This window comes from Pseudomonas sp. DCB_BI, from assembly GCF_026240995.1.
Taxonomy (GTDB): Bacteria; Pseudomonadota; Gammaproteobacteria; order Pseudomonadales; family Pseudomonadaceae; genus Aquipseudomonas.
Genome location: NZ_JAPFCG010000004.1, coordinates 119547 through 135810, shown reverse-complemented (window position 1 = coordinate 135810; position 16264 = coordinate 119547). Strand labels below are relative to the sequence as shown.

Below are 16264 nucleotides of genomic sequence, written 5' to 3'. Positions count from 1 at the left end.
CCCATTGCGGGCCGCGCGGTGAGTGTCATGGAGGCAGCATATACGGCTGCGTTCAGTTCGGTAACAAGCGGATGGTCGGAACCGCTCAGAGGCGCTCGATGACCATGGCAATGCCCTGGCCAACGCCGATGCACATGGTGCAAAGGCCATAACGGCCGCCGATCTCTTCCAGTTCGTGCAGCGCCGTGGTCACCAGCCGGGCACCGCTCATCCCCAGTGGGTGGCCGAGGGCAATGGCGCCGCCGTTGCGGTTGACCCGCGCATCGTCATCAGCCAGCCCCAGCTCACGCAACACGGCCAGGCCCTGGGCAGCAAAGGCTTCGTTGAGCTCGATGACGTCCAGGTCAGCCAACGACAAGCCGGTCAGCTCCAGCACCTTGCGCGTTGCCGGTACTGGGCCGATGCCCATCAATCGCGGTTCGACACCGGCCACCGCCATGCCGACGATGCGGCCGCGCGCCTTCAGGCCATGGCGGCGGGCCGCGGCGCTGCTGGCCAGCAACAACGCGCAGGCACCATCATTCACCCCCGAGGCATTCCCCGCTGTAACACTGCCGCCCTCGCGAAACGGGGTACCCAGCCTGGCCAACTGCTCCAGGGTCGTGTCGCCGCGCGGGTGTTCGTCATGTTCGATCACTTTCGCCGGGCCTTTACGCTGCGGAATCTCGACCGGCACGATCTCCCTCGCCAGGCGGCCACGGGCCTGGGCCGCAGCGGCCTTGTGCTGGCTGCGCAGGGCAAAAGCATCCTGGTCTGCACGGGAGATAGCGAACTGCTCGGCGACGTTTTCGGCTGTTTCCGGCATCGAGTCGGTGCCGTAGGCGGCCTTCATCAGCGGATTGACGAAACGCCAACCGATGGTGGTATCGAACAGCTCTGCGGCACGGCCAAATGCTTGCTCGGCCTTGCCCATCACGAACGGCGCGCGCGACATTGATTCCACGCCGCCGGCCAGCATCAGCCCAGCCTCACCACAGCGCAAGGCGCGGGCCGCATTGCCGATTGCATCCAGGCCCGAGCCGCACAACCGGTTGATGGTAGTGCCCGGCACTTGATGCGGCAGCCCGGCAAGCAGGCTGGCCATGTGCGCCACGTTGCGGTTATCTTCACCAGCCTGGTTGGCGCAGCCGAGAATGACGTCATCGACGGCTTTCCAGTCCAGTTCCGGGTGGCGCTGCAATAGCGCCTTGAGCGGGATGGCAGCCAGGTCATCGGCACGCACGCCACTCAAGGCCCCAGCATAACGGCCAATCGGCGTGCGTACAGCGTCGATGATCAAGGCATCGGCCAGGGTGTGTTCAGTCATCTTGCGTCTCCTGCGCCAGCACGGTGCCGCGCACTTTGTAGGATTTGCCATGGAACATCGCCACCAGCTCACCTCGCTGGTTGTCGATGCGCACGTCGTACAAGCCAGTTCGGCCTTTACGGCTGACCTCGCTGGCGTAGGCGGTAAGCACGTCGTCGCGCAACGCCGGTGCCAGGTAATCGATGCTGCAACCCAGCGCCACGGTGGCCTGGTCGTAGCTGTTGCAGGCGAAGGCGAAGGCCGAGTCGGCCAAGGCGAACATGAAACCGCCATGGCAGGTGCCGTGGCCCTGGATCATGTCGCCGCGTACCGGCATGCGCAGGGTTGCCCGGCCTGGCCCGGCATCCAGCAGGGTGATGCCCAGGCCCTGGGTAGCGTGGTCGCGGGCGTACATGGCGTCGGCACAAGCTTGTGCCAGTTGCACGTCAGTCATGCAGGGTGCCTCCTTTGGCTTCGCAGCGGCGTAACAGCAGGGAAGGGCGATAGCGGCTTTCACCGTAGCTGCGCTGCAGGTTGTCGAGCACGGCCAGGGTGTGGGCAAGGCCGATGTCTGCGGCCCAGGCCAGCGGGCCGCGGGGGTAATTGACACCGGCACGCATGGCCAGGTCGATGTCGGCAGCGCTGCCGACACCCTGCAGCACCGCATCGGCGGCTTCGTTGGCGAGCATGGCCACGGTGCGCAGTACCACCAGGCCGGGCAGGTCGGCGACGCCGGTCACCTTCAGGCCGGCACGCTGCAGCAGGGCTACGGCTTGGTCGCGGGCGCTGCTAGTGGTATCGGCGGACCAGCTGATGGCAAGGCGGGTGGCGCTGCTGTAATCCAGCGCCAGGTCGAGCAGCACCAGGTTGCGCAAGCCGTCTTCGCGGGCGCGCTGGCTGGCCAGGCGGCCATCGGACAGGGCCAGGGTGGCATCGCCCACCTGGATCAGGCCAGTACCGGCACGCTGGGTCACGGCAATGCCGCTCTGGCGCAGGCGCTCGACCAGCGGCTGCATCACCCCGAGGCTACCCTCGATGACACAGGCCGCAACGCTGGCATTGCTGGTCAGCTCGGCTGGCTGGGGGCGTTCGGCACCCTCGGCATAGCTATAGAAGCCTTGGCCGGCTTTGCGACCAAGGCGGCCAGCGTCTACCAGTTCTTTCTGCACCAGCGAAGGCTGGAAGCGGAAATCGCCATAGAATGCCTCGAATACCGAACGGGTCACGGCATAGTTGACGTCGTGCCCGATCAGGTCGGTGAGTTCGAACGCGCCCATGCGAAAACCACCCGCGTCACGCAACAGCGCATCGAGGCTGGCACAATCCGCAGCGCCTTCTTGCAATAGCCGCAGGCTTTCGGCATAGAACGGCCGCGCCACACGGTTGACGATGAAGCCAGGGGTAGAGCGCGTGTGCACTGGCTGCTTGCCCCAAGTCTGGGCAGTCGCATGGATGCGGGCGGCCACCTCAGGATCGGTTGCCAGGCCGGACACTACCTCGACCAGCGCCATCAACGGTGCCGGGTTGAAGAAGTGCATGCCAACCACCTGCTGCGGGCGCTTCAGGCCGGCAGCGAGGCTGGTGATGGACAGCGACGACGTATTGCTGGCGAGGATGCAATCGGCGGCGCACAGGGTTTCAAGCTGACTGAACAGTGCCTGCTTGACCTGCAGGTGCTCGACAATCGCTTCGATCACCAGGCCGGCGTCAGCCAGCGCCTCAAGGCTATCGACTGGGCATAGCCGGGCGCTGATGGCTTCGCGCTCATTGGCTGACAGCTTGCCTTTTTCTACCAGCCGACCCAATTGCCGATCAATGCCTGCCATGGCTTGGGCGGCAGCGCCCGGCCGGTTGTCGTAGAGCTTTACCGGGTGGCCGGCCTGGGCCGCGACCTGTGCGATGCCGGCCCCCATGGCGCCGGCACCGATCACCGCCACCAGCACATTGCTTGCGAGTGCTTCCATGTTCAGTGCCCCTTGAAAGCCGGCGTGCGTTTGTCCATGAATGCACTCACGCCTTCGCGGTAGTCCTCACTACGCCCGGCCAGGCGCTGCAGGTCGCGCTCCAGTTCAAGCTGCTCATCGAAACCGTTGTCGAAACTGGCATTGAGACCGCGCTTGATCAGCGCCAGGCCGTAGGTAGGCTGGGTCGCAAGCTGGCGGGCGAGGGTGAGGGCTTCGTCACGCAATGCGGCATCGTCTACCACACGATGGATCAACCCCCACTGCTGGGCCTGTTCGGCGCCAAGACGCTCGCCCAGCATGGCCAGTGCTTTGGCCCGCGCCATGCCGACCAGGCGCGGGAGCAACCAGGTACCGCCGGAGTCCGGCACCAGGCCGATCTTGCAGAAGGCCTGGATGAAGCTGGCAGAACGGGCGGCCAATACCAGATCACAGGCCAGAGGGATATTGGCGCCTGCGCCAGCAGCCACGCCGTTGACCGCACAGATCACCGGCAGCGGCAGGTCACGCAGGGTGCGCACCAGCGGGTTGTAGAACTTGTCGATCGACTCGCCGAGGTCTGGGATTTCGGCACCCGGTGCGACGTTGCGGTCGGACAGATCCTGGCCAGCACAGAAACCGCGGCCTTCGGCTGTCAGTAACAGCACGCGCGCTTCACTGCTCTGGCGTACTTGCTTTAGCGCCTCACGCACCTCCCGGTGCATGGCGGTGTTGAAGCTGTTCAGTTGCTCGGGGCGGTTCAGTGAAAGGAAGGCAACGCCGTCGTCGATGGAAAACAGGATGTGCTGGAAAGTCATGACAGACTCGCTCCGTCAGTCGAGGGGTTGATGATCAGTGGCCCTGGAAGCGGGCCTGGCGTTTTTCCTGAAAGGCCCGGATGCCTTCATCGCGGTCGGCAGTGCCGGCCAGCAGGGTGAAGGCATGGCGTTCAAAGCGCAGGCCGCTGGCCAGGTCTGTATCACCGGCCTTGAGCACAGCCTCCTTGGCCAGGCGCACGGCCAGCGGCGCCTTGGCGGCAACGCAGCGGGCAACCTGCAGGGCGCGCTCCACGGTGAATTCGGGCTGGGTGACTTCACCGACCATCCCGGCCTGTTGAGCGTGGCGGGCGGTTATCGCTTCGCCGGTCAGCACCATCTGCATCGCCAGCGGCTTACCTACCGCCCGCAGCAGGCGCTGTGTGCCGCCAGCGCCGGGAATGATGCCGAGGTTGATCTCCGGCTGACCGAAACGGGCGTCTGTGCCGGCAATGACGATGTCGGCGCACATCACGAGCTCGCAACCGCCACCCAGGGCATAACCGTTGACTGCAGCAACCAGCGGCTTGGCGAAGGCAGCGATGCTTTGCCAGTGGCCTACGCGTGGGTCATTGAGAATCCCGACCAGATCTCGCTCGGCCATCTCGCGGATATCGGCGCCGGCAGCGAACGCCTTCGTGCTACCGGTAATAACGACGGCGCCAATCTGCTCGTCGTGCTCGGCGACCTTCAGCGCAGCGGCCAGCTCTTCCAGAAGCTCGGTACACAGAGCGTTCAACGCCTCGGGCCGCTGCAGGGTGATGAGCTGTACGCCGAATTCAGGCGCCTGCACGTCGAGATATCGGGGCATAACGGGTTCCTCTGGCTGCACGCACGGCACGTCGTGATGCCGGCATTTCTTGGAGTTTTTTTGCAGAGGCGTGATCGGGAGCACGCTCAGGTGCAATGAGTATATGCACCACACGATACAGATATGCAACATTGAAATTCGTTTCGCGTATCTGTTTGTACTGCGCCTGAAGTCTGATCTGGTCACGTGCTCCGGCTATTACTACGACCATATACTGCATGATCAAAGCATTTGGCGGCATTTGCCAGCCTGGACTCATAATCGCCCGAAATGATACAAAAACTGTAATTGACGTGTCGCTATATTGAGATACAAGATCAAGTGACACATCAAATCACTTGAGGAGCTTTTGGCATGCCTTGCTATCGCCTGGACGGGCTGACGCCCGTGGTCCACCCAACAGCCTATGTGCACCCCAGTGCGGTACTGATCGGTGACGTCATCGTCGGCCCCGGTTGCTACATTGGCCCACTGGCGTCGCTCAGGGGCGACTTCGGTCGTATCGTGCTGGAGGAGGGCGCCAACGTGCAGGACACCTGCGTGATGCATGGATTCCCGGGTGGCGACACCGTGGTAGAACGCAACGGCCACGTCGGCCATGGCGCCGTGCTGCATGGCTGTCGTGTGGGCGAAGATGCCTTGATCGGCATGAACGCGGTGGTGATGGATGGCGCGCATGTCGCACCACGCTGCATTGTCGCGGCCACGGCCTTCGTCAAAGCCGGCTTTGAATGTGCAGCGCAAAGCCTGTTAATGGGTTCACCCGCGCAGGTCAAACGCCCATTGACTGATCAGGAGCTAGCCTGGAAACAGCGCGGGACGGCGGAGTACCAGCACCTGGCGCAGCGCTGCATGCACAGCATGGTCGAATGCCCGCCACTGAGCGAAGCCGAGCCAGGACGGCCACGCATGGAAGACACTGGGGTACGCCCCAAAAGCCAGGCAAGCGCATGAGCCTGGCTGCGACACGCAATGGCCAGGCGGCCCGCCGCGCAGGTATAGTCGGTACTTTATCCGCGCACAGTTCGCCCATGAGCAATCTTGCCCCACTGAATACGCTGATCACCCGCTTCCAGGAGCAGACGCCGATCCGCGCCAGCTCCCTGATCATCACCCTGTACGGCGATGCAATCGAACCTCACGGCGGGACCGTCTGGCTGGGAAGCCTGATCAACCTGCTGGAGCCGATCGGCATCAATGAACGCCTCATCCGCACGTCGATTTTCCGGCTGACCAAGGAAGGCTGGTTGACCGCTGAAAAGGTTGGCCGGCGCAGCTACTACAGCCTGACGGGCACGGGGCGCCGGCGCTTTGAGAAAGCGTTCAAACGCGTCTACAGCCCAAGCCAGCCAGCTTGGGACGGCGCCTGGACCCTGGTGCTGCTGTCGCAACTCGATGCGGGCAAACGCAAGGCCGTGCGCGAAGAACTGGAATGGCAGGGCTTCGGGGCGATGGCACCGAACCTGCTCGGCAGCCCGCGCGCCGATCGCGGTGACCTCGCCACCACTCTGCGCGAACTTGAAGCCGACGACGACAGCATCGTCTTCGAAACCCACACCCAAGAAGTCCTGGCATCCAAGGCCATGCGTGCACAGGTAAGGGAAAGTTGGCGCATCGACGAACTGGGGCAGCAGTACAGCGAATTCATCCAGCTGTTCCGGCCGTTATGGCAAAGCCTGAAGGAGCAGGATGAGCTGGGGCCACAGGATTGCTTCCTGGCGCGCACGCTGCTGATCCACGAGTACCGCAGGCTGCTGCTACGTGACCCACAACTCCCTGACGAACTGCTGCCCGGTGATTGGGAGGGAAGGGCTGCGCGCCAATTGTGCCGCAACCTCTATCGCTTGGTGTTTGCCAAGGCCGAGGCATGGCTGAATGCCGCGCTGGAGACAGCGGATGGGCCGTTGCCGGATGTTAACGAGAGTTTTTACAAGCGGTTTGGCGGGCTCGCATGACAGGAATTTAGACAGTAGCGCACCTGAAGTTCTTCCGGGCGAGGACTTTTCGGGTTTGGCGTCCAGGGTGCTCTGCGTCTCGCGATCAGTGATTCATAGTGAATGGGTCAATTTGAATCACTGCTGACGTAATGGCCAAGCGGGAAGAAGCTCGTCCTCTGGAGACCTTTCTTATTGGCTTTATCTTACTGAATTTAAAGGATTTAATTTGTCTTGAGTTGAACAGTCAAGTTGGCATTCGTGTTGCTATCGAGGTTTTGGGAAGCAGTGAACCGTTCCCGAAATACTGATTACGGTCGGCATACACCTAGAGAAGGAAACTTCGCATGACTGAACAACTCCAGCATCTCTACGCCAGGCCACTGAGCGGCGGGACCGTGCCGCTCATGGAGCCTGCAACGCAAAGCGTTCTGGCAGACCTGACGCTCGCAACGGCTGCTGATGTGAACAATAGTTCATCACGGGCGGCGGTAGCTCAGCGGAGCTGGGCGGCAGCGCCCTTTGACCAGCGGGCGAAGGTCTTACGTAAGGCAGCTGAACTTCTAAGCGACCGCCAGGCGCTTTTCAATAGTTGGAATGTGCGTGAATGCGGCTCTATCAAGGCCAAGGCTGCGTGGGAGCTCGAGGCGTCCTGTGAGCAACTCTACCTAGCGGCAGGGCTGGCTGCGCAGCCCCACGGGCAAATCATCCCTTCAGCCATCCCGGGCCGGCTCAATCTGTGGACCCGTATTCCAATCGGCGTAGTCGGCGTGATCACCCCCTGGAACTATCCGCTGCTGCTGGCTATGCGCTCTATTGCCCCAGCATTGGCATTAGGCAATGCGGTTTTGCTCAAGCCGGCCATCCAGGGGTCTGTTTGCGGGGGGCTACTGTTGGCCGAACTGTTCAAGGATGCTGGCCTGCCTGACAGCGTGTTTCAGGTCCTGCCGGGTGAGGCCGAAGCAGGCGAGGCGCTGGTCAATGATCCCAATGTGCATATGATCTCGTTCACTGGGTCTACCGCCATCGGGCGTCGTATCGGGTCGGTTTGCGGAGGGTTGCTGAAAAAGGTGGCCCTGGAGCTCGGCGGTAATAATGCATTTGTCGTGCTGCAAGACGCCGACATCGAAGCGGCAGCGTCGCATGGCGCTTGGGGAGCCTTTCTGCACCAAGGGCAAATCTGCATGCAAGCCGGCCGTCATCTGGTTCACGCGTCGGTAGCGGATGCTTACGCACAAGCGTTGACCCGGCACGCGGAGGCGCTGCTCAGCGGCGACCCGAACGTCGACCAGGTCCATCTGGGGCCGCTTATCAATGCTCACCAACATCAGCGTGTTGATGCTCTGGTTCAAGACTCGATCGCTCAAGGGGCGGTGTTGCAGGTCGGCGGCTCAGGACCAGGCTTGCTCTACAACGCGACTGTACTGACTGGGGTCTCGCCAGACATGCCAGTGTTTACCGATGAGGTGTTCGGCCCCGTGGCGCCAATCATGCCATTCGAAACGGACGATGAACTGGTCGCGCTGATCAACTCTTCGCCATATGGGTTGGCAGCGGGTATTCACACGGCCGATATGGCCAGAGGGATGAGTATCGCGGCTCGCCTCAATACCGGAATGGTGCATATCAATGATCAGACCGTGAATGCCGAGTACAACGTTCCGTTCGGCGGCATGGGGGCCTCGGGAAATGGGGGGCGATTTGGCGGTTCTGTCAACGCCGAAGAGTTCACGCAGAGCCAGTGGGTTTCTGTCGCTGCAACGCCTGCCATTTATCCATTTTGATTTTCCGGGAGTAACAGATGGACGAACAAGACGTAAACAAACTGGCATTGAATGAGCAAGTCAACCGGATGGAAAGCGAACTGCTCATGGGCCGTGGAAGCCGACGCGAATTTCTCAAGGCGTCAGTTGCCGCGGGATTCACATTGGCGACCGCTACTGCGATGGCAGGTTTCGCTTCCAAAGCGTTTGCTCAGCAAACCGAGAACCGCGCGGGGCTGACGTCCGAGTATGACTTCATTGTGTGCGGTTCGGGTTCTGCAGGTTGTGCAGTTGCCCGCCGCCTGGCAGATAACCCCGAAGTGAGAGTGTTATTGCTGGAGGCCGGGGGATCGGACGATGTACCGCAAGTGATGGATGGTACGCGCTGGCCCGAAAACATGGGCAGTTCGCGTGACTGGGGTTTCAAAGGCCAGCCCACACCGACGCTCAATGGCCGCACGCCGCCTTTCCCCATGGGCAAAGTGTTGGGTGGCGGTTCAAGTATCAACGGCCTAGTCTGGGCCCGGGGGCACAAGAATGACTGGGATATGTGGGCTGACGTCTCCGGGGAGTCGGCCTGGAATTATGAATCGGTTCTGGGGATCTACCGGCGTATCGAAGACTGGCAAGGCCCGGCCGATGCAAAGCGTCGCGGGAAGGGAGGGCTGGTACATGTCTCTCTACCTGAGGCGCCTATCAATCCGATCGCCCCGGCGCTGGTCGAGGCGGCGGGCGATTTCGGCATGCCTAAAGTGCAAGACCTTAACGGCGAAACCATGGAAGGCGCCGGCGGCGCTGGCATGCCTAACCTCATCGTAAAGAACGGGCGCAGGGTGTCGATGGCCGTGGCCTATATTCACCCTATTCTGGATCGTCCGAACATCACCTTGTTGCTTGGGGCGCATGTCAACCGCCTGACGTTGAAAGGCAAGCGCGCAACGGGGGTCGAGTTCGTCTATCAGGGCAAACTTCATCGGGTGAGCGCCAAGCATGAAGTCATCCTTTCCACGGGGGCCATCAACACGCCCCGAATTCTGATGCTCTCGGGCATTGGGCCGGAGGCTGACTTGAAGAAACACGGCATTCCGGTAGTGCAGAAGCTGGAAGGCGTCGGCCAGAACTTTCAAGACCACATCCTGCTAGGGGGATGCATGTGGGAATATAATACCCCTGAGCCTGGCCGCAATAACTCGGCTGAATTTACATTCTTCTGGAAAAGCGATTCGGCACTTAAAACTCCAGACTTACAGCCATTCCTTGAGGAGTTCCCGTACACCAGCGAGGTGACGCGCGAGCAATACACCATTCCGAAGGCAGCCTGGGTGCTCGCCGCGGCTATTGTGCAGCCGACGAGTCGCGGCCATATGACCATCAGTGGCCCTAACCCGGAGGACCCACCACTGATCTATCCCAATTTCCTATCCACCGATCAGGATATGAAGGCGCTGACCAAATCCGTGGAGATTTGCCGGGAGCTGGGTAACTCGTCACACCTCAGGCCCTACGCCAAGCGCGAAATCATGCCAGGGGAGCTGAAGGGCAAGGAGCTGGAGCGCTTTATCCGCAACGCGGCGGGTACTTATTTCCACGAGACATGTACTTGCAAAATGGGCACGGACAACATGTCGGTCGTGGACGGCAAGCTTCGTGTCTATGGGATTCAGGGATTGCGTATCGCTGATGGTTCCATCATGCCTGCGATTACTACGGGCAACACCATGGCGCCCTGCGTGGTGATCGGTGAACGCTGCGCCGAGGAAATCAAGGCGCAGTACCGGATCTAGTCGCTGCTTCTTCCATCATCACGGCTCCGCAGCAACCTCGGGTTGCTGCGGATTCGCCGTTGTAGCGTAGACCGACTGATCCCTAGCCGCTCTGCAGCAAGCGAAACATTGCCATGAACACTGCGCAATATGGCGCTGATGCTTTGCTCTTCCAGATCCGCTAGCAGCATTTCGCTGGCAGGGGGCTTCAGAAGAGGCTCGGTACACGCGGAGCGCGTCTCTGATGGCAGCGCAAAACGAACGTGCTCCGCCGTGATGGTTTCATCAGCTTCGCACATAAGCGTTGCGCGTTTGAGCACCGCCACAGCCTCGCGTGCATTGCCCGGCCATGGGTATGAGCTTAACAGGTGCAGTGCTTGCGTCGACAAGGGGCCAGTGTGATCGCATTTGTCGTGTAACAATGCACTGAAGAGTTGCCCGAGGTTGGTTCTGTCACGAAGCGGTTTTAGTTGCACTGTCATGCCACAGATGCGGTAAAACAGGTCCGCACGGAATCGCCCTGCCTCTACTAGCGTCTCCAGGCTTTGATGGGTAGCGCAGATCAGATTGAATGAAACTTTCCTCGCCTTGCCGCTGCCTAGCCGGGTCACCTCCTGAGCGTCCAGTACCCTCAGCAGTCGGGCTTGTAAAACCACCGGCATGTCACCGATCTCGTCGAGAAACAGCACCCCGCCGTCCGCTTCTTCGATGCGTCCGGTAGCGCCGCCTTTTTTGGCGCCTGTGAAAGCGCCGTCCATATAGCCGAACAACTCCGATTCAATAAGGGTCTCAGGAATGGCTGCACAATTGATGGCTACAAATGGCCGGCTCGGACAATGGTGAGTATGGAGGCTGCGTGCGATCACCTCCTTGCCAGTGCCCGTCTCGCCGCGTATCAGAATCGGCAATCCGCGCCCGATAGCCTTGAGCGCCAAATTGAAATTGCCATCGAACGAGGGATCGCCCATCTGGGGGAGAGTCAGCCGGGGCGAAGGCGCAGGCAATGTAGATTTGGGTTGCGAGTGGTTGCGCGCCTCGATAAATACGAACAGGCCGGATTTAAGCTTGATGGGAAGAGGGCGGCAGGCTCGGCGCAGCAGGTCGTGCCAGTGGCCAAACTCACCGTCAAAGACTTTTTCGAACGAGAGCCAACCCAGGGCTTGAGCCAGCGGGTTGAGAATCCGGCTTGCTTCTCGTGTCATGCCAAGGATTTGCCCATCCTCGCCGAACGCAACGGTTGCGTTGCGTGATTCACCATTGGCCGTCCAGGAGATGCGGATCGTGAGGTGAGCCAGCAGGCGCTCCAGCTGGCGGTGCTCTATCGCGGTGGCGCAGCTTTCGACGAAGCTCAATGCGCCAAATTCCCGGCCTTGGGTATATTTTGTCAAGTTCACCGCGCCGAGCAGACGGCCATCAAAGCCGAAGATAGGGGCAGCAGCACAGGAGAATGACGCGTTGGCGTCGAAGTAGTGCTCATGACCAAACACCTGCACAGGGCGATGTGACGCCAGCGCACAGTTCATCGCAGCCGTACCAATGGCCGCTTCTGACATATCGCTACCTAATTGCAATGCATCGTAGAGCGCACCCGCCGAGCGCAGAGGATTATGTGAGCGAGCGATGGTGGTCGCGTGCGTATCGACGAGTACCGGATGGAATCCTGAACTGTCCAGTACACGTGCGAATGCCTCAAGCACGCTGTTGAAATCCTGGATCAACCCTGAATTGGCTTCTTGTACCGTTGAAACGATGCTGCGCTCCCTCACATTGAACACGACATCCCCGCCGGTCCGACGATGAATTTGCGCGCAGCGCCTCCACGACTCCAGCACCGTCGGGTCGATGAGCCCTGCTGGATCGGTACCGTCTTGAAAGAACATCGCGCGGGCACGCTGGATATCGAACACTGAGGATTGTGTGATCGGTAACATTTTAACTTGCCCCTGTTGTTAGAATAATTCGACCGGTAACGAAATGGGGGGCTCCTTCCGCGCTGCCGTTACTGAATCGCGACGTTTGATTAGGAAAGCAAGATTGATGCCTGCGCATCCAGGACAGTGCTCCGTAGGTCAGAGCACTGCCTTACTGATGTTGGATACCCGGTTAACGTCAGCTAATACCGCAAGCGCAATGTAGGCAGGTGTTTTGCTGTCTACAACGCGGGCGTGAATTCGGACAAGTCGTTGCCGATCAATCTTCCCCAGCCGACGAAGGCGATCCAGGCGGCCTTGCGAGGTGCGAATCGAAGCCATTGCACCAATATAGAGCGCGGGGGGGGCTGGACGGCTTCAAGGGTGAAATCATCCAGCCTAGGGCCCTGGGTCAGCGCGACTACCGCGGCCCTGTAGTGGCAATGATGCGGCCGAGCTGTCAGCGGGCCGAGCGCACCTGGCTTGCAAGCAGCGCTTGCGGTAGCGGGGACTTACATCTCTTAGTATTCCCCATTTCGCCCCGGCGCAATATCAGTTTCCATCGAAGTCGGCTTCTCGTTCGTGGCACTTTCATCAGCAATGGAGCGACGAAAACCTTTGATGGTTTCGCCGAGATCGGACCCCAGTGATCTTAAGCGTTTGCCGCCAAAAAGTACCAATACGATAAGCAGGATTACCAGCCAATGCTTCCAATCGAAAATACCCATGGGTGAAGGCCCTTATTATCCAAGCTAAGCGTTTGATTAAGCAAGGACTGTATGGACAATATTGTACTTTCGTCAAGTGTGGAGTGAGTGATTTATTGTTTTAAAGTTGGGTTTTCTGGGCGGTGGTTCAGCCTGACCCAGTGACTCGTTGGTGCGCGGTTCAATATGACCCGAACGAATGTGGCTGCATCAGTCATGGGCGTAAGAAAATGCCTCTGGGACCGCGTTGTGGATTGCCTATATTCATGAATTGAAATGAAATTCATGAATTGTTACAGGTGCGAATACCGTCTTTTTTGTAATGGCACCCTGGTTGCTATAGGGCTATGCCCTCTAAACCAATCCTGGAGTCTGTTATGAAAAAAGTACTGTTGCACGCGCTTAATCAATGGGCCCATCACCTAAGGAGAGCGTCCCTATGCTTCATGCTGTTAAGCGAAGGCGCAAGCGCAATCGATATTGATGCCGGAGACTATACTGCGGCCCCGGCTGGTACCAATGTCGGCTTGCTGTATATGCAGCATAGCGAGAGCAAGAAGCTATATTCGGACGGCCACGATGTATCAGGCGACGGTCGCCTGCGTACAGATGTCGGGATCCTGCGGGCCATCCATTTCATGGATGTCAAAGGTTACATCATCGACCCGCAAATTCTCCTGCCGTTCGGAAACTTGAAAGCAACAGGGGACTATGGCAGCACCCTGGGTGCCAACGCCGGGGTAGGGGACCCAATCCTCGCTGCCACTGTCTGGACATTGAATGATCCAGTGAATAGGCGGTATTTCGGTATTACTCCATTCATCTACGTCCCCGTCGGTAGTTATGACCACAACGAGGCGCTGAATATGGGCGAAAACCGTTGGCGCTATGCGCTACAAGCAGGCTACATCCATGGGTTGGGTTCAAAGTTCACGGTAGATCTGGCAGCGGATGTTACCGCCTATGGCGCAAACGACGAGTACGGCCCCCAAAAGCTGAAGATGGAGCAGGACCCTACCTATCAAGTTCAGGCGTTCGGTCGATACCACGTCAGCCCTGCACTCGACCTAAGGGTGGGCATCGCTCATTCGTGGATCGGCGCGGTCGATGTCGATGGGAATCAAGCTACTGGGCAAGCCACCGAAACCAAATTTACCGCTGGGGTAGGCTATCAGCTGGATCCGCGGCTGCATCTTATGGCTCTTTATGGAAGGGATATAAACGTCAGTGACGGCTTCAAGGAGCAGAACCGAATAAACCTGCGTGTAGCCGTCGCTTTCTGATTGAGGGCTTTAGCGCATGGCTGTAGAGGAATGTAACTACACTAAATGACTATTTAGCGTAGTTATCCCTTGCGTTCATATTATAAGGGCAGGGTAGCTCATCTATTTAGCTAGGGGTAGCTCATGCGTTATCGCTAACGTCCACGTTTGCACGCTAGCCTTCAAGAATGAGCTACCCTCGGCTGCAGTCACTATCGAGTAGCACCATTTAATGACTCACTTTCTAGGCTGGATGCTTGAAAGCGCCCATAACTACCTCAAGGCCGCTGAGCTTCTAGACGTCCAAAACCTCCCGCATGTCGCCATGGACAATGCACCGATCGGTATGGCAATCCTGCTAAAAAGCTTGATTTCCGTGCCAGATCAGCATGAAGGTACGTCCGGCGAAACCTATAGCTTGACGTCGAAGCACTCAAAATGGCTCACCAGTACCTGCAGTCGATCGGCAAGATTCCACCCAAACAAAAGCGTGGCGCTCACGATCTGCTGATACTATTTCACGCGATGCCTGCAGCTATTCGCAAGAGCCTAGCCCTGATCAGCCAGGAACACTCATTCGAGAAGTATCGCGCTGTGTTCACCAATAGCCGGTATCAGCAGGAGTCGGCCAGCTGGAAATTTTCTGAGCCAGTGCTGATGAGTTTGCTGCGGTGGACGTTGGCAAACGTAGGTGGCTACTACAAGGAACGAGGCTCGCAGGATCCAGTCGTGCTGAGTTACATCGCTGAGGTCCAAGCTCGATCTGCGACCCAGTGATTGAGCCCAGGGGCCTGGCTTCAAATCTACCCACCCACGGCCCTGGCACCTCCACACGAAACTGCCCATAATCCATATTATGTTAAATCGTGTGTATGAGTAATGGTGCCTGCAGTTGTCCATCCCACATCACCGCTGAGTTACGACGTCACAGTCCTAATCGGTCGTAGGCATCGTGAACGCATCACTTCTCCAGGGTCTTTGCTTCAAGGCGTGCAAGATCTAACCGAGCCACTGCTCGGCTAGACCTCACGAGAGATACCTCATCACCTAACCCCCGCGCCCCTTGTTGTGTTTGAGCCGGCGTGGTGTGGCGCGATCATGGCTCAGAATGGCAGTCGAGCCTGCAGCCAGATGCGTGTACCTTCAGCCTTGTTCTTTGCCCCGAACTCTTCCTGCAGCTTGGCCACTACGGCGAAATCCTTGGTGAAACGGTACATCGCATAAGGCCCGAGGGCGTTGACCGAGCCGCGATTGCCGTTGCCATTGACTTCATCGCCATCAAGCTTGTCGTCGGTGGTCTGTCGATACAGATAGCCGTTGATACCCGCACTGAACGCCTGGCTGAAGCGATACCCTCCGCTGAACTCCAATGTCAACTCATCCCCAGAGCTGTAGTCCGTTTGTTCATTTCGGGTGTTGATGCCGTAGCGCAGTTTAGCGCTGGCTTCCCACTTCTCCGACGGAAGCCAAGTGACGGCGTAGAAAGGTGCAAACTGGTAGTAGTTGCGTCCCGTGTTCACCGGCTCGTCCTTGTCGTAGTCGCCGGTGGGCAAGAATGTTTCGATGCCTGCTGTTTGGTGCAAGGTTTTGGCATGCCAACCAAGCAGAACCGGTGCGAAGCTGAGGTCGCCCAGGTTTGTAGACGTGCCGCCTTTGTCCAATGGGGCCAAGGGCGCTGGACGCGCGACGTCCAAGGTCAAATCGATTGTTGGGACAGCGAGCGCCGCTCGGGTTTCGACGTTTGCGCCCAACCATTTCACCCCGGGCCATACATAGCTCAGGCGCAAGGACACGACGTCTGACTTAAGGCGATATCGAGCAATATTGGGATTGTCACGACCGTCGTTGGCTTTGACGTGTGCGGCTTCGTAGTGGGTGTAATACAACAGGGTATTGAGGCCTTCAGGCAGCATCATCCCAGACATGTTGGTCTCCACACCCAACGGGTAGGAGTTGCCATTTCCCTCGGTTGCGCTGGCAGTACCTTGTAGACAAATCAGCAAACCGGCGGCCTGCATAACACGAACGTGTACAGCATTCATTGGTAGTCCCTCTTTTTGTTGTTGTAGAGACA

15 protein-coding genes are annotated in these 16264 nt (G+C 59.1%); 6 read left to right on the top strand and 9 right to left on the bottom strand.

Annotated elements, in window-relative coordinates:
• Window positions 1-85: 85 nt before the first annotated feature.
• The 5 genes from pcaF to paaF are packed head-to-tail and all read right to left on the bottom strand — an operon-like array spanning window position 86 to window position 4851.
• A complete protein-coding gene (gene pcaF / locus OO258_RS06095) occupies window positions 86-1306 on the bottom strand; it encodes a 3-oxoadipyl-CoA thiolase (RefSeq protein WP_266029237.1) in 1221 nt (406 codons plus the stop codon).
• Entirely contained in the window at window positions 1299-1739 is a 441-nt protein-coding gene (gene paaI / locus OO258_RS06090; RefSeq protein WP_266029236.1) for a hydroxyphenylacetyl-CoA thioesterase PaaI, read from the bottom strand. Before paaI ends, pcaF begins: the two co-directional genes overlap by 8 nt.
• Window positions 1732-3249, bottom strand: coding sequence for a 3-hydroxyacyl-CoA dehydrogenase PaaH (gene paaH, locus OO258_RS06085; protein WP_266029235.1), 1518 nt, complete (start codon window positions 3247-3249; stop codon window positions 1732-1734). Before paaH ends, paaI begins: the two co-directional genes overlap by 8 nt.
• A gap of 2 nt (window positions 3250-3251) precedes the next feature.
• A complete protein-coding gene (gene paaG, locus OO258_RS06080) occupies window positions 3252-4043 on the bottom strand; it encodes a 2-(1,2-epoxy-1,2-dihydrophenyl)acetyl-CoA isomerase PaaG (RefSeq protein ID WP_266029234.1) in 792 nt (263 codons plus the stop codon).
• Between the two features lie 34 nt (window positions 4044-4077).
• Window positions 4078-4851, bottom strand: a complete 774-nt coding sequence (gene paaF / locus OO258_RS06075; RefSeq protein WP_266029233.1) for a 2,3-dehydroadipyl-CoA hydratase PaaF — start codon at window positions 4849-4851, stop codon at window positions 4078-4080.
• Window positions 4852-5205: 354 nt separating this feature from the next.
• Here paaF and paaY point away from each other — a divergent pair, with 354 nt between their 5' ends.
• The 4 genes from paaY (at window position 5206) to OO258_RS06055 (ending at window position 10332) form a co-directional block, all read left to right on the top strand.
• Window positions 5206-5805, top strand: coding sequence for a phenylacetic acid degradation protein PaaY (gene paaY / locus OO258_RS06070; protein WP_266029232.1), 600 nt, complete (start codon window positions 5206-5208; stop codon window positions 5803-5805).
• A gap of 77 nt (window positions 5806-5882) precedes the next feature.
• Entirely contained in the window at window positions 5883-6806 is a 924-nt protein-coding gene (paaX, locus tag OO258_RS06065) for a phenylacetic acid degradation operon negative regulatory protein PaaX (RefSeq protein ID WP_266029231.1), read from the top strand.
• A 326-nt stretch (window positions 6807-7132) separates the two neighbouring features.
• Window positions 7133-8569 (top strand): benzaldehyde dehydrogenase, encoded by a 1437-nt coding sequence (locus OO258_RS06060; RefSeq protein ID WP_266029230.1) that lies wholly within the window; start codon window positions 7133-7135, stop codon window positions 8567-8569.
• Between the two features lie 17 nt (window positions 8570-8586).
• Complete coding sequence (locus tag OO258_RS06055; RefSeq protein WP_266029229.1) at window positions 8587-10332, top strand: GMC family oxidoreductase; 1746 nt, start codon at window positions 8587-8589, stop codon at window positions 10330-10332.
• Here the strand turns inward: OO258_RS06055 and OO258_RS06050 are convergent.
• The 3 genes from OO258_RS06050 to tatA form a co-directional block, all read right to left on the bottom strand.
• Window positions 10329-12242, bottom strand: a complete 1914-nt coding sequence (locus OO258_RS06050; protein WP_266029228.1) for a sigma-54-dependent Fis family transcriptional regulator — start codon at window positions 12240-12242, stop codon at window positions 10329-10331. The two genes, OO258_RS06055 and OO258_RS06050, sit on opposite strands and share 4 nt — an antisense overlap.
• 138 nt (window positions 12243-12380) lie before the next feature.
• A complete protein-coding gene (locus OO258_RS06045) occupies window positions 12381-12563 on the bottom strand; it encodes a hypothetical protein (protein ID WP_266029227.1) in 183 nt (60 codons plus the stop codon).
• A 179-nt stretch (window positions 12564-12742) separates the two neighbouring features.
• On the bottom strand, window positions 12743-12949 hold the full coding sequence (tatA, locus tag OO258_RS06040) for a twin-arginine translocase TatA/TatE family subunit (RefSeq protein ID WP_266029226.1): 207 nt from the start codon (window positions 12947-12949) through the stop codon (window positions 12743-12745).
• 356 nt (window positions 12950-13305) lie between these two features.
• On the opposite strand from tatA, the gene OO258_RS06035 reads away from it, so the two are divergent.
• The gene (locus OO258_RS06035; protein ID WP_266029225.1) at window positions 13306-14211 is read left to right on the top strand and encodes a transporter; all 906 of its coding nucleotides are present in this window, start codon (window positions 13306-13308) and stop codon (window positions 14209-14211) included.
• Window positions 14212-14628: 417 nt separating this feature from the next.
• A complete protein-coding gene (locus OO258_RS06030) occupies window positions 14629-14967 on the top strand; it encodes a hypothetical protein (RefSeq protein ID WP_266029224.1) in 339 nt (112 codons plus the stop codon).
• A 326-nt stretch (window positions 14968-15293) separates the two neighbouring features.
• On the opposite strand, the gene OO258_RS06025 is transcribed toward OO258_RS06030, so the two are convergent.
• Window positions 15294-16232 carry a SphA family protein gene (locus OO258_RS06025; protein WP_266029223.1) on the bottom strand — a complete coding sequence of 313 codons (939 nt, stop codon included), beginning with the start codon at window positions 16230-16232 and terminating at the stop codon, window positions 15294-15296.
• Window positions 16233-16264 lie beyond the last annotated feature (32 nt).